This is a genomic window from Mesorhizobium sp. Cs1299R1N3, assembly GCF_037179625.1.
Lineage (GTDB): Bacteria > Pseudomonadota > Alphaproteobacteria > Rhizobiales > Rhizobiaceae > Mesorhizobium > Mesorhizobium salmacidum.
This window is the reverse complement of sequence record NZ_JAPYKQ010000009.1, coordinates 140,329-152,851: the sequence shown is the minus strand read 5'-3', so window position 1 is coordinate 152,851 and position 12,523 is coordinate 140,329. Positions and strand designations below refer to the sequence as shown.

Below are 12,523 nucleotides of genomic sequence, written 5' to 3'. Positions count from 1 at the left end.
GAATTGCTCTAGTTTTCACGCGCCGAAAGCCGCCGGTCGGAAGTCGGCCGGATTTGGCCGTTCAGAGCACTGGTTCGGCTCTACCGCGCCACCGGTCCGCCAAAAATCATGCGCAAGAACTCGTCGAGCCAGCGCCTCAAATGCATGTCCCAGATCAGCCGGCCGCCGAGATGGTCGCGGCCGGGCTGGGCGCCGGGCAGCTCGAAGCGGTGGGCGCCGCGCACCACCCAGCGCTGCATCATCACCCGGGTCAGTTCGCCATGGAACTGGATGCCCCAGGCATTGTCGCCGTAGCGGAAAGCCTGGTTGGGATAGGTCTCGTTCGTGGCCAGCAGCATCGCGTCGCTCGGCAGCGAAAAGCCCTCGCGATGGAACTGGTAGACCATTTCGGGCCAGTGCATCAGTTTCTTGCCGGCCTCGGTCGCCTTCAGCGGATACCAGCCGATCTCGACCAGCCCTTCACCATGGCCCTCGACCTTGCCGCCGAGATGATTGGCCAGCATCTGCGCGCCAAGGCAGATGCCGAGCAGTGGCCGGTTTTCCCTGAGCGGGATTTCCAGCCAGTTGGTCTCGCGGCGGACGAATTCGTCCTCGTCATTGGCGCTCATCGGCCCGCCGAACACCACCGCGCCGGCATGACCATCCAGTGTTTCCGGCAAGGCGTCGCCGAGCGGCGGGCGGCGGATATCGAGATCGAAGCCTTCTTCCAGCAGCATGTGGCCGACGCGCCCGGGGCTCGAATTCTCCTGATGCAGCACGATCAGGATTTTTGGCCTCGGGCTCGTTCTGGGCGGCATCGTTGGACGAGATCCCGTCTATTCGTCGCTTGACGTCCCACGGGCGCCCGGCACCTCGGCCGCGGCCTTGCGGCGCGCCTCGACCCGGTCGTGGCGCTCGACGCCGATCAGCTCGGCGACCCGCCACACCGTATTGTCCTCGAGCTCGTGCAGCTCGCCATCGGCATAGACGATCTCCCACATCAGGCCGATGAAGGCCTTGCGCCCCTCCGCGTCGAGATGGCGCTTGAGCACGCTGGTGAAGGCGTAGAGGTCGATCGCCTCGTTGTCGGCGCGCTCGCCTGCGGCGGCCAGCGCTTCGAGTTCGGCACCGTTGATCGAATAGCTCTGCGCCAGCACCGCCTTGAACCGCTCCCACTCGACATCCTGGCGAACGCCGTCGGCATTCATCACATGGTAGAGCAGCGCCGAAGCCGCGACGCGCGGGTCGTCCGTGCTGGTATGGCTGGCGGAGCCGGCCGGCAAATCCCTGAGAAACGACAGAACGCGCTCGAACATCAATTCATTCCCAAACGGCCCGATGGCCGGCCCAAATCAAAACAGCCGGAACCGGCGTGGCGATTTTTCCGCCTCGTCGTCCGGATCGACGCCTGGATCGTCCGGCAGGCGCGCCAGTTCTTCCGCCGGCTCGACGGCTTCGGCATCGGCCGGCACCGCGGCAAAGGCGGCGGCCGTGACCGGGGTGACATGATCCTCGCGGCTTTCGGCGTCCTTGCCCGTCGCCTCGTTGCCCGAGGCGGCATGATCGATCACGCCGACCGGCTTTTCCGGCCTAGCCGGCGCCTCGATGGCCACTACCGGGGCATCCGGCTCATCGCGGCTGTCGATCAGCTGGCCAAGCCGCTCCATCGGCGCGCGCCATTCGAAGGCGTCGAGACGGCCGGTAACCGGCGATACCGGCGCCCAGCGCTCGGAGACGACGCCGTCGGCCACCCAGGCCGGATCGCGCGGCGCCCGCACCGCCTTGGAGAGAAGCTGCCGCACCTTGCCCTGGTCGCCGGTCTCGGCCTCCTCGATATCGGCAAGAAGCAGATAGGCACCCTCGCGGCGATCCATGCGGATCGCGGCTTCGGCCTCGCGCCTGGCGGCCGGCAAATCCTGCGCGTCGAGCGCGGCACGCGCCACCGTCATCGACGATTCGGCGTGGTTCTTCTTCATCTCCTGCAGCTTCTTTGCCCGGTTGAGCCGATCAAACACGGCGTCACCCGGCCTTGCATGGGTATAGAGCTCCGCGATTTCGGGATGCGGCTCGGCCTTCCATGCTGCTTCGAGGATCTTCGAGCCCTTGCGTACGTCGTTCTGCTTGAACAGCGCCGCGGCGGCGGCAACGGCGGCGGGGGCGAAATCCGGCCGCAGTCTGTTAGCCTCGATCGCCGCTGTCCTGGCAGCCGCGGGATCGCTGTCGGCGAGCGATTGCGCCTTGGCGGTCAACAGCACGGCGCGGCGGCGGTTGGCGGCGTCGCGTTCGATCTGCCGCGTCGACTTCTGCGCATCGACCAGTTTCAGCGCACCGTCCCAGTCACCGCGCGCGGTCAGCTCCTCCAGCGTCGATTCGGCCGCCCAGGCCAGTTGCGGCGCCACCGCGGCGGCGCGGCCGGCATAGTGCCGGGCTGCGTTGCGGTCGCCCAGCCGCTCGGCCTCCAGGTAAAGCCCGCGCAGGCCAAGCAGCCGCATTTCGGGGTCGTCGAGCATGCTCTCGAATTTTTGGCGCGCGCCTTCATGATCGCCTTCGAGCAGTGATGCCTGCGCCTCGAGCAGATGGATCAGCGGCTCCTGGTCGGAGCGGATCAGCTTGGCCGCTTCCTTGGTCTTCTTGCGGGCCAGCGCCCCGTCGCCGGCGCCGGCGGCGATCATGCCGGTCGACAGCGCCTGATAGCCACGGTCACGGCGGCGCACGCGAAAATAGCGCGAGATGGTGTAGGGGCTGTTCCACAGCGACTTGATGAGCCACCAGACGATCATCACCGCCGCAACGACGGCGACGACGGCCACCGCCGCCACCATCAGGCTCACCTGGTATTGGTAGCCGTTGAAGGTGACGACCATGTCGCCGGGCCTGTCCGCCAGCCAGGCAAAGCCCAGCCCGAGCGCGAAGACGACGATGAGGAAGGCGAGCAGGCGGATCATCGTGTTGCCCTCATGCCTTCATCGCGCCGGAGATCAGCGCGTCGACCTGGGTTTCGACCTCGATGCGGGCTTTCAGTTTGCCGGCAAAGTCGGCGCCCGCGGCCTTCACGGCTTGCGGCAATGTTTCATATTCGCTGAGTGCCTTGCCATAGTCGCCCTGAGTGACCGCAACCTCCATGCGCGCCACGGTTTCCGGTGCGCCGGCGCCTTCAACGGCACCGATCGGCCGGACCTTGACCAGCGATTCGGCGCTCGACATCAAGTTCTGCAGGAAGCCGGCATTCTGGTCGACCGGCGTGGCCGCTGCCACCATGGCATTGGCGGCCGCATCCATCTGCGAAGCGATCTCGGTGCGGGTCGGCACGCCTTTTTCGGCATAGGGGCGCAATGTCGCGAGCTGCGGCGCATCAGGCGAAATCGCGGCCAGCGTATCGAGTTCGGCCGAAAACGGCGCGCCACGATCGAGCGCGGCCTTCAGCGCCGAAGCCGCGATGGCGAGCGCGACCTTCGGCTGCGATGCCTGTGCATCGACCTTGCCGGAAAGCTGCGACACCGACTGTTCGAGCGCGGCGAGCCGACCTTCCTGCGCCTTCGCCGCCTCGCCCGTCGACTTCACCAGAGCATCGAGACCCGCCATTTTTTCGTTGAGCGGACCAAGATCGACCGGTGCCGTGCTGCCGGCCTTGCCGAGGGCCGCCACCGTGGTTTCGATCTGCTTGATCTTGTCGCCAAGTGCTGCAAGCCCGGCATTGTCGCCGGCGCCGCCCTGTTCGACCGCCGATTTCAGCGCCGCGACATCGCTCTTGACCTGGTCGAGCCCCGACAACAGTCCATCGACCTTGGCCGACGCACCATTGTTGTTGCCGGCTTCCCTCATGTCCGCGATTTCGCTCTTCAGCGAGGCGATCTCACCATTGACACCAGCGAGCGAGGCACCGGGAGCGGATCCCGGCGCGCCGAGCAGGCCGGCAAATTGCAGGCCGCCGGCACCGACCAGCGCGATGACGCCGCCGATGACGCCGGCGGCGACGCCGTTGAGGCCGCCCCGCTTCGGCTGCACTGTCATCGGTTCGCTCCTTGCGTCGGCTTTTCCGGAAGCCGCCTTGGTCTCGGCGGTTTTGGCGGTTGCATCCTCAAAATTATAGTCGGAAGCCTTGGCGCGGTTGGCGGGAGTATCCGAACCGGGATAAGGCATTTCCGGCTCGGCGGTCTTGGCCTCGGCATGCGGTGGCGAATCCGTGCCAGACTGCCCGGCGGCGGCATCGCCATGCTCCCAGGGTTCGAGATCTGCCTGATCGGCATGCACCGGCTCTTCCGGGGGCTCTGGCTGCGAGGCATTCGCTGCTTCCTCGGCCTTCGCCTCGTCCGTCTGGGCGATATCCTTGGCGGCATCCTCGTCGACGATGCGTGAGACGGCGCCCGGATCGAGGTCGATGGTCACCGGATCGCGGCGGCCTTTCGAGTGTCGCATCTTCGGCGTCTTGACCATGCATGGGCTCCGCAAAATTCGCTTCGTCTCAACGCCCGGCGGCGCGTGATGGTTCAGAAAGGGTCTAGCACATCACCAAGCGGTGAAAAGGGGCGGTGTGATGACGCGGATCAGGGCCGTGCCCGCAAAAGTGCCAGTAGCGCCTCCTCGTCGGATCGTGCGGCGACGCGGACTGCCTTGCCGGCGCTGTCGCCGAAGGCGGCGGCGATGCGCACGGAAAGGACAAAAACCCGCGTCTTTTCAAAGACCTTTTGCAGGGCAGGCCGGCTGGCCAGGACCTGCATCGCGGCAGCGGCCTTGGCCGAATAGAGCAGCACCGCGTCGACGGATTGGCCTGATATCAGCGGAAGAATCGCTTCGTCCGAATAGCTCACCGCAATCGTGTCATAAGTCTCGACGGCATGGACCTGGACGTGAGCAGCTTCCAGCTTCTGTTCGAAGGCCGGAAACCGCACGCGCCCGCAGAGATAGACGATCGCTTTACCGGAAAACGCGATTCCCATGCAGTCGGCCAGCGCCTCGGCATCGCCAGGCCCCTCGCTGACCGAGAGAAAGCCCGCGTCGCGCGCGGCCTCGGCTGTCCTCTTGCCGACAGCATGGCAAGGCAGGTTGGACAGCATCGCCATCAGATCTCTGGGGGTATGGCGCACGGCATTGGCGCTGGTGACGGCCACGGCGGCCACGTCGTCCGGAACCGCCTTGGCATCGACCGGCAGTGCCATCGTCTCCGTCAATGGCAGCAGAAGAGGCTCAAAACCCATCTCCTCCAGCTTTCGCGCCGTGCGCGACGCACCCGGCTCCGGTCTGGTGACCAGGACGCGAAGCATTTTCAGAGCCAACCGTCGAAGAACTTTTCGCCAGCCCTGGCGCGAACTGTCCGTGCGGCATCAGCCCCAATTTCCGCTGCGTCGGCGGCCTCGCCTTCCAGCCGGACGTCATGCCACTCCGTGCCGTCGGGCGAGATGATCAGCCCGGCAAAGGACAGTTTCCCGCCTGATACCGTCGCATGGCCGGCGATCGGTGTGCGGCACGAGCCGTCGAGCGCGGCGAGAAACGCGCGCTCGCAGGCCAAGGCCTGGCCGGTCGGCGCGTGATGGATCGCCGCAAGCATGTTCTCGATATCACGGTCGCCGACGCGTGTTTCGATGCCGATCGCGCCTTGTCCCGGCGCCGGCGGAAAATCCTCCAGCGACATCAGGTCGGTGATCACGCCTTCGAGCCCGAGCCGCTTCAACCCGGCATAGGCGAGGATGGTGCCCTCGGCGATGCCTTCATCCAGCTTGCGCAGCCTCGTCTGCACATTGCCGCGGAACATCACCACCTCGAAATCCGGCCGCATGCGCCGGATCAGCGCCTGGCGACGGAGCGACGACGATCCGAGCTTGGCGCCATGCGGCAGATCGACGATCCGCTTGACCGCCTTGCCTATGAAAGCGTCGCGCGCGTCTTCGCGCGGCAGGAAAGTGGAGAGCTCCAGTCCGTCAGGAAGCGTCGTCGGCATGTCCTTCGACGAATGCACGGCGATGTCTATACGACCGTCGAGCAGCGCTTCCTCGATTTCCTTGGTGAACAGGCCCTTGCCGCCGGCCTCCGACAGTGGCCGGTCCTGAATACGGTCGCCGCTGGTCGAGATGGGCACCACTTCAAACGCCTGCTCGGGAAGGCCATGCGCTTTCATCAGCCGCACACGCGTCTCATGCGCCTGGGCGAGCGCCAGCGGGCTGCCGCGTGTTCCGATTTTCCGTGTTCCGATTTTCAAAGTTTGCATGGCGCGCGGTCCGTGATAACCCCCGAGCGAAATCGAGGTCTTGCCGGCCTTTTCCTAATGGGGAATAGCCATATAAACAATCTCTTGGGATAGCGACGAATTGATCCGCGTTCTGGGCATTGAGACGAGTTGCGACGAGACCGCCGCCAGCGTCGTGGCGCTGGAGGGCGACGCCGCGCCGAAAATCCTGTCCAATATCGTGCTCTCCCAGATCGAGGAGCATGCCGCCTTCGGCGGTGTCGTGCCGGAGATCGCCGCGCGCGCGCATGTCGAGGCGCTGGACGGCATCGTCGAGGCCGCACTCGCCGATTCGGGCGTGGCGCTTGCCGATATCGACGCGATCGCCGCGACCGCCGGGCCGGGCCTCGTTGGCGGGCTGATCGTCGGCCTGATGACGGCCAAGGCTATCGCGGCGGCGGCCGGCAAGCCGCTGATCGCCGTCAATCACCTCGAAGGCCACGCCTTGACGGCGCGGCTGACCGACGGTCTGGAATTCCCCTATCTCTTGCTGCTGGTTTCCGGCGGCCACACGCAGATCCTCGCCGTGCGCGGCGTCGGCGACTACCAGCGCTGGGCCACCACCATCGACGACGCGCTCGGCGAAGCCTTCGACAAGACCGCCAAGATGCTCGGCCTGCCCTATCCCGGCGGTCCCAATGTCGAGAAGGCGGCGCTGTCGGGCAATGCCTCGCGCTTTGCCTTTCCGCGGCCGATGAAAGGCTCGGCACAGCCCGATTTCTCGTTTTCCGGTTTGAAGACGGCCGTGCGCCAGGCGGCAACCGCGATCGAGCCCTTGAGCGACCAGGATGTCGCCGACATCTGCGCCTCGTTCCAGGCGGCGGTCGCCGATGCGCTCGCCGACCGCGTCTCTCGCGCCCTGGCACGCTTTCGCAAGACATTCCCTGGCACCAAAAACCCGGCGCTGGTCGTCTCCGGCGGCGTCGCCGCCAACCGTGCCATCAAGGCGACGCTGGAGCGGCTATGTACCGAGAATGGTTTCACCTTCGTCGCGCCGCCGCTGAAATTGTGCACCGACAATGCCGCGATGATCGCCTGGGCCGGCATCGAGCGCCTGCGCGAAGGCATGGCGCAGGAGAACGGCTTCGATTTTGTGCCGCGCTCGCGCTGGCCGCTGGATAGCGTCTCGACGCCAATGGTCGGCTCCGGCCGGCGCGGAGCCAAGGCATGACCGATAAAGCCATGAAGAGCGAAGGCCCCGGCAAAAGCGGCTGGCGTGTCGCCGTGCTCGGCGGCGGCGCTTGGGGCACGGCGCTGGCGCTGGCCATGCTGCGCGCCGGCCACTCGGTACGGCTGTTCGCACGTGACCCTGAAACCGTGGCCTCGATCGGTCGTGGCGAGAACCCGCGCTATCTCCCGGGCATTGCCATCGCGCCCGGTATAGAGGCGACGAGCGACATCGAGGCAGCGCTTGCCGGGGCCGATTGCGTGCTGGCGGTGACGCCTGCGCAAGCGTTGCGGGCGACGCTGGCGGCCGCTAAGGATCATATGCCCGCTGGCATTCCACTCGTGCTTTGCGCCAAGGGCATCGAGCGCGACACAGGCGCCTTGCTGTCGGCAATCGCTGCGGAAATCCTGCCGCGAAACCCGGTCGCCGCCCTGTCGGGGCCAAGCTTCGCCAGCGACGTCGCCCGTGGCTTGCCGACGGCGGTGGTGGTGGCTGCCGGCGACGAGGCGCTAGCGGCCGACCTTGCCGCCCGTTTCTCGGCTGAAAACCTGCGCTGCTATTCGAGCGACGACCTAATCGGCGTCGAAATCGGCGGCGCCTTGAAGAACGTCTTCGCCATCGCCGCCGGCGCTGTCACCGGGGCCGGGCTCGGCGCCAGTGCCCAGGCCGCCATGGTCACGCGCGGCTTCGTCGAGCTGCGCCGCATCGGTGCCGCCTTTGGCGCCAGGCCCGAGACCCTGATGGGGCTTTCCGGCCTTGGCGACCTGCTGCTCACCTGTTCGTCGACGCAATCGCGCAATTTCGCCTACGGGCTGGCGCTCGGGCAAGGCAGGGCGCTTTCCGGACTGCCGCTGGCCGAGGGCGTGCCGACCGCGGCGATCGCCGCCCGCATCGCCGCCGAGCGCAACATCGATGCGCCGATCATCGCCGCCGTGGCCGCCATACTGGACGGCAGGATCACCATCGGCCAGGCCGTGACGGCCCTGATGACCCGGCCGCTGAAGACCGAAACCAACGATTGATCCCTGATCCAACCGCCCAGGAAAAAGACCATGCTGTTTGCTCTGATTTGCAAGGACAAGCCCGGAAGCCTGCAGGTGCGCCTCGACACGCGGCCCGAGCATGTCGCCTTCCTCGAAGGGCTGAACAGCGACAAGAAGCTGGCCTTTGCCGGTCCGTTCCTCGACGCCGACGGCAAGCCAAACGGCAGCCTTGTTGTCGTCGAGGCGCCCGATCTGACAGGCGCACACGCCTTGTCGGCCGCTGACCCCTATGCCAGGGCCGGCCTGTTCGAAAGCGTCGAAATCCGCCAGTGGAACTGGACGTTCAATAAGCCGGCGGCTAGTTAAATCCGGTCGCCCGCGACCGGGCCGCAAGGAGGAGAGAAAAATGAACTACTGGCTGTTCAAATCCGAACCCTCGGTTTTCTCCTTCGAGGCGTTGAAGGCCAAGGGCAAGGCCGGCACGCAATGGGACGGCGTGCGCAACTACGCCGCCCGCAACAACATGAAGGCCATGCAGATCGGCGATCTCGGCTTCTTCTACCATTCCAACGACGGGCTGAACGTGGTCGGCATCGCCGAGGTCTGCGCGCTGGCCCATCCCGACACCACATCCGATGATCCGCGCTGGGAGTGTGTCGACATCCGCGCCGTCAGGGATATGCCGAACCCGCCGACGCTGGAAGAGGTCAAGGCCAATCCAAAACTGGCCGAGATGGCGCTGGTGCGGCTCGGACGGCTTTCCGTGCAGCCGGTGACCCCGGCCGAATGGAAGGAAGTCTGCCGCATGGGCGGGCTGACGCCGGCGCCGTGACGGCACTCACCTCTGACAGCGCCAGACAGTTCATCCTCGACAATACGACGCTGATGGCGCCGCCGCATGTACCGGAGATTCTTCTCCACCTCGCCGATGAGGCGCATGATCTTTGGCAGCGGACCGAGGACGAACTGGTCGAGATCGGCCTGCCGCCACCCTTCTGGGCTTTCGCCTGGGCCGGCGGCCAGGGCCTCGCCCGCTATGTCATCGACAATCCCGATATGGTGCGAGGCAAGCGCGTGCTCGACTTCGCCTCGGGCTCCGGGCTCGTCGCCATCGCCGCCGCCAGGGCGGGGGCCGCCGAGGTAACCGCTGCCGACATAGACCCGTTCTGCGCCACAGCGATCCGGCTCAACAGCGACGCCAATGGCGTCGTGAACAAATTCCTCGACACGGACTGTATCGGCACCGATGCGGATTGGGATGTGATCCTGGCTGGCGACGTCTTCTACGACAAACCCTTCGCCGACCGGCTGATGCCGTGGTTTTCGGCGCTCAAGCGGCGTGGCGCCGAGGTCCTCGTCGGCGATCCCGGTCGGTCCTATCTGCCGCGATCGGGGCTGGAGCCGCTTGGCGTCTACCAGGTGCCGGTGACAAGGGCGCTCGAGGATGCAGAAGTCAAGCGCACGACCGTGTGGCGACTGCTTGACGCCATCGCCGAACAGGCGTTTCCATAAAACCGCACAGGAGGGGGAACTCATGGATTTTTCAGCAGTGAACTGGATCGCGGTGGTTGCCGCCGCCGTCGTCGCATGGCTGTTCGGCGCCGCCTGGTACATGGCGTTGAGCAAGCCCTGGCTGAAGGCCGTCAAGCTCGATCCGGCGACGATGAAGAAATCGCCGCTGCCCTTCGTCATCTCCTTCATCGCCGAGCTGCTGATGGCCTACATCATGGCCCTGGTCGTCGGCGCGATGACGGGTGGTGAGCCGACCTGGCTCGCCGGCCTGATCTTCGGCTTCGTGCTTTGGCTGGGTTTCGTCGCCACGACGCTGTCGGTCAACCATCGCTATGAGAATTTCGGCTGGGACCTGACCCTCATCGACGGCGGTCATTGGCTGGGCGTGCTGCTGATCATCGGCGCGGTGATCGGCTGGTTCGGCGCCGCGGCGAGCTGAGATAACGCTTTGACGACGACGGATGAATCCGGATTTCCCCGCGACCTGGTGTTCACCCGGATCTGCCACGTCAAGCATGGCTATGACGAACGCCGCCGCCACATTGTCCGCGAGTTTGAGCGGCGCGGCGTGCCCGTCTACTTTTACACGGACTGGGACAAGCCAGATCTCACCCCGAAGATTCGTGCTGAATTGGTCGCTCCCGATTTTGTCCACCCGGCGCAGGTCTCGCTGGCGCTGAAGCATGTCGGCATCTGGCGCGACTTCCTCGAAACCGACCTGCCCTATTGCCTGGTGTTCGAGGACGACGTCTTCCTCGCGCGCGACTTCGTCGCCAAATTCCGGCAAGGGCTGGCCGAACTCGGCAGCCCGATGCGCAAGGCCGTCATCTATCTCGGCAACGGCAGCAACTACTACACGCCAAGCTGGAAATTGCGCAGGGGTCAGAGGCTCTACCCGGCGCTGCATGCCAGGTGCGCGGATTCCTATCTCATCACCCGTCCGGTCGCCGAAGCCCGTTGTGCCTGGATCGATCAGCACAAAATATACACCGTGATCGACCACCAGATCGAGCAGATGGACGAAAAACTGGGCATTGAGATGCTGTGGTTCGAGCGGCCAATTGTCGAGCAAGGCAGCGAAAACGGCGCTTTCCAGACTTCCGTCGCCGGCAAAAAGCACCCGCTTCTGTACAAGAAGCTGAAATGGAAATGGAAGAAATACACAAGGATGATCTTCGGCCACAACGCCCGGTCCTGAGCGCGGAGCAATTCCAGGAAAAGTCCGTCGCGGTTTTCCTGGGAAAAGCGTGTAGCGCTTTCCCTAGGGAATTGCATAAGACAAGAGATTAGACCTTGTCCGCCGTCCGCGTCCTGGCAACTTCCTCGAGGATCCATTCGCGGAACGCGACGATACGGGGATCGTCTGCCATGGCCTGGGGATAGACCAGGAAATAGGCGAATTCCGGCGCAACCCTGATGCTGAGTTCGAAGGGCCGCACAAGCCGGCCCTCGGACAGGTCGTTCGCCACCATGGCGAAATCGGCGAGCGCGACGGCATTGCCGTCCAGCGCCGCCTGGACAGCATCCGTGGACGTGCCGAAGACGACGGTGCGGCTGTCGTCGAAATCGTTGATGCCGGCCGCCGCCATCCACATGCGCCAGTTCGGCCAGGTCACGCCCTGGCGGGCCCATTCAATATGGGCAAGCGTGTGGTTGAACAGGTCGCGCGGCTCGCGCAGGGGCGGCCCAGATGCCAGGAGGCCCGGACTGCACACCGGAATGATGATGTTGTCGAACAGGCGATGCGCGCAGAGTCCTGGATATTTGCCGGCGCCGAAGCGGATGCCGACATCGACGTCGTCGAGATCGAAATCGCGCAAGCCATAGGCAATGTCGAACCTGAGTTCGATGCCCGGCCGCTGCTTGCGGAAATTCTCGACACGCCGCATCAGCCATTTCGCCGCGAACTGCGCGTCCAGCGTCACCTTCAGGAATTCTGTGCCGCGCGCCAATTTGCGCGCCCGCATCACGGCCCGGCCAAGCAGGTCGAGCGTGTCGGTCGCCGCCTCGTACAGCACCGTGCCCGCTTCCGTCAGACGGATGGTGCGGCTGGTGCGGGTGAACAGCACGATGCCGAGCTGATCCTCGATTTCCTTGATCTGGTGGCTGACGGCGGCGGGCGTCAGGCCGAGCTCGTCGGCGGCTCGGGTGAAATTGAGGTGCCGGGCCGCCGCCTCCAGCGTCCTGAGCGCCCGTGTTCCAGGCAAAAGGGCTGCCATCAGCGCGCGGCCCGATCGAAGCGGTCCATGGAGCCTCAATCCTCAAATAAAACTTGATGATGAGAAAAGAACTACTCGTTTCCCGTTTGTTTTTCAATCCGGCATGATTGCAACATCAAAACACCATCAAACCGGATTTGATGTCCGGAGAATACGGATCCCGTCATGTCTCACATCGTTCTTCACCCTGCATACATCGCCCGGCCGGGCTGGCTGTCGGCTGTCCGCGATTGGCTGCGGCAGGCCAGGGTCGCGGTCAATCTTGGCTACCAGAACGTCGAGGATCTATCCGATCGCCAGTTGCGCGATATCGGCGCCGCCCGCAAGGACATCACCCGCGCCATGGACCGCGAGACCGGCCGGCTGGGCCTTCTAGACATCGGCTGGCAGCGAAACAGGAAGGGATAGGGGAGTAGCATTGATGATGCGGCTTGGGCGTGTC

At 65.1% G+C, this 12,523-nt stretch carries 15 protein-coding genes; 8 read left to right on the top strand and 7 right to left on the bottom strand.

The genetic code is table 11. From position 1 onward, the window contains the following. Nucleotides 1-80: 80 nt before the first annotated feature. The 6 genes from O7B34_RS20250 to hemC all read right to left on the bottom strand — a co-directional run bounded on the left by O7B34_RS20250 (nt 81) and on the right by hemC (nt 6,181). Nucleotides 81-797: a glutamine amidotransferase gene (locus tag O7B34_RS20250; RefSeq protein ID WP_337147720.1), complete on the bottom strand. Its 717-nt coding sequence runs from the start codon at nt 795-797 to the stop codon at nt 81-83. Between the two features lie 18 nt (nt 798-815). Beyond that, the gene (locus O7B34_RS20245) at nt 816-1,295 is read right to left on the bottom strand and encodes a tellurite resistance TerB family protein (protein ID WP_027144595.1); all 480 of its coding nucleotides are present in this window, start codon (nt 1,293-1,295) and stop codon (nt 816-818) included. Between the two features lie 36 nt (nt 1,296-1,331). Continuing rightward, a complete protein-coding gene (locus O7B34_RS20240; RefSeq protein WP_337147718.1) occupies nt 1,332-2,924 on the bottom strand; it encodes a heme biosynthesis protein HemY in 1,593 nt (530 codons plus the stop codon). Nucleotides 2,925-2,934: 10 nt separating this feature from the next. After that, nucleotides 2,935-4,413 (bottom strand): phage tail protein, encoded by a 1,479-nt coding sequence (locus O7B34_RS20235; RefSeq protein ID WP_337147717.1) that lies wholly within the window; start codon nt 4,411-4,413, stop codon nt 2,935-2,937. 110 nt (nt 4,414-4,523) lie between these two features. After that, nucleotides 4,524-5,240 carry a uroporphyrinogen-III synthase gene (locus O7B34_RS20230; protein ID WP_337147716.1) on the bottom strand — a complete coding sequence of 239 codons (717 nt, stop codon included), beginning with the start codon at nt 5,238-5,240 and terminating at the stop codon, nt 4,524-4,526. 2 nt (nt 5,241-5,242) lie between these two features. Then, nucleotides 5,243-6,181 carry a hydroxymethylbilane synthase gene (hemC, locus tag O7B34_RS20225; protein ID WP_337147715.1) on the bottom strand — a complete coding sequence of 313 codons (939 nt, stop codon included), beginning with the start codon at nt 6,179-6,181 and terminating at the stop codon, nt 5,243-5,245. A gap of 103 nt (nt 6,182-6,284) precedes the next feature. Here hemC and tsaD point away from each other — a divergent pair, with 103 nt between their 5' ends. From tsaD to O7B34_RS20190, 7 genes are read left to right on the top strand one after another with little or no spacing between them, the layout of a single operon-like run. Further along, nucleotides 6,285-7,370, top strand: coding sequence for a tRNA (adenosine(37)-N6)-threonylcarbamoyltransferase complex transferase subunit TsaD (gene tsaD / locus O7B34_RS20220; RefSeq protein ID WP_337147793.1), 1,086 nt, complete (start codon nt 6,285-6,287; stop codon nt 7,368-7,370). Next, a complete protein-coding gene (locus O7B34_RS20215; RefSeq protein WP_337147713.1) occupies nt 7,367-8,389 on the top strand; it encodes an NAD(P)H-dependent glycerol-3-phosphate dehydrogenase in 1,023 nt (340 codons plus the stop codon). Before tsaD ends, O7B34_RS20215 begins: the two co-directional genes overlap by 4 nt. Nucleotides 8,390-8,419: 30 nt before the next feature. Next, on the top strand, nt 8,420-8,716 hold the full coding sequence (locus tag O7B34_RS20210) for a YciI-like protein (protein ID WP_337147712.1): 297 nt from the start codon (nt 8,420-8,422) through the stop codon (nt 8,714-8,716). A 40-nt stretch (nt 8,717-8,756) separates the two neighbouring features. Continuing rightward, nucleotides 8,757-9,182 (top strand): EVE domain-containing protein, encoded by a 426-nt coding sequence (locus O7B34_RS20205; RefSeq protein ID WP_337107595.1) that lies wholly within the window; start codon nt 8,757-8,759, stop codon nt 9,180-9,182. Further along, nucleotides 9,179-9,862 carry a class I SAM-dependent methyltransferase gene (locus tag O7B34_RS20200; RefSeq protein WP_337147792.1) on the top strand — a complete coding sequence of 228 codons (684 nt, stop codon included), beginning with the start codon at nt 9,179-9,181 and terminating at the stop codon, nt 9,860-9,862. Before O7B34_RS20205 ends, O7B34_RS20200 begins: the two co-directional genes overlap by 4 nt. Nucleotides 9,863-9,884: 22 nt before the next feature. Continuing rightward, nucleotides 9,885-10,301, top strand: a complete 417-nt coding sequence (locus tag O7B34_RS20195; RefSeq protein ID WP_140510216.1) for a DUF1761 domain-containing protein — start codon at nt 9,885-9,887, stop codon at nt 10,299-10,301. 9 nt (nt 10,302-10,310) lie between these two features. Then, the gene (locus O7B34_RS20190; RefSeq protein WP_337147711.1) at nt 10,311-11,060 is read left to right on the top strand and encodes a glycosyltransferase family 25 protein; all 750 of its coding nucleotides are present in this window, start codon (nt 10,311-10,313) and stop codon (nt 11,058-11,060) included. 88 nt (nt 11,061-11,148) lie between these two features. Here the strand turns inward: O7B34_RS20190 and gcvA are convergent, their stop codons facing one another. Then, entirely contained in the window at nt 11,149-12,081 is a 933-nt protein-coding gene (gene gcvA, locus O7B34_RS20185) for a transcriptional regulator GcvA (protein ID WP_140510213.1), read from the bottom strand. Between the two features lie 165 nt (nt 12,082-12,246). Between gcvA and O7B34_RS20180 the strand changes: the two genes are divergently transcribed. After that, the gene (locus O7B34_RS20180; protein ID WP_337147710.1) at nt 12,247-12,489 is read left to right on the top strand and encodes a hypothetical protein; all 243 of its coding nucleotides are present in this window, start codon (nt 12,247-12,249) and stop codon (nt 12,487-12,489) included. Nucleotides 12,490-12,523 lie beyond the last annotated feature (34 nt).

Coding starts and splice junctions, on each gene's coding strand:
- O7B34_RS20250 (WP_337147720.1), bottom strand. CDS start 797: ATGCCGCCCAGAACGAGCCCGAGGCCAAAAATCCTGATCGTGCTGCAT.
- O7B34_RS20245 (WP_027144595.1), bottom strand. CDS start 1,295: ATGTTCGAGCGCGTTCTGTCGTTTCTCAGGGATTTGCCGGCCGGCTCC.
- O7B34_RS20240 (WP_337147718.1), bottom strand. CDS start 2,924: ATGATCCGCCTGCTCGCCTTCCTCATCGTCGTCTTCGCGCTCGGGCTG.
- O7B34_RS20235 (WP_337147717.1), bottom strand. CDS start 4,413: ATGGTCAAGACGCCGAAGATGCGACACTCGAAAGGCCGCCGCGATCCG.
- O7B34_RS20230 (WP_337147716.1), bottom strand. CDS start 5,240: ATGCTTCGCGTCCTGGTCACCAGACCGGAGCCGGGTGCGTCGCGCACG.
- hemC (WP_337147715.1), bottom strand. CDS start 6,181: ATGCAAACTTTGAAAATCGGAACACGGAAAATCGGAACACGCGGCAGC.
- O7B34_RS20215 (WP_337147713.1), top strand. CDS start 7,367: ATGACCGATAAAGCCATGAAGAGCGAAGGCCCCGGCAAAAGCGGCTGG.
- O7B34_RS20210 (WP_337147712.1), top strand. CDS start 8,420: ATGCTGTTTGCTCTGATTTGCAAGGACAAGCCCGGAAGCCTGCAGGTG.
- O7B34_RS20205 (WP_337107595.1), top strand. CDS start 8,757: ATGAACTACTGGCTGTTCAAATCCGAACCCTCGGTTTTCTCCTTCGAG.
- O7B34_RS20195 (WP_140510216.1), top strand. CDS start 9,885: ATGGATTTTTCAGCAGTGAACTGGATCGCGGTGGTTGCCGCCGCCGTC.
- gcvA (WP_140510213.1), bottom strand. CDS start 12,081: ATGGCAGCCCTTTTGCCTGGAACACGGGCGCTCAGGACGCTGGAGGCG.
- O7B34_RS20180 (WP_337147710.1), top strand. CDS start 12,247: ATGTCTCACATCGTTCTTCACCCTGCATACATCGCCCGGCCGGGCTGG.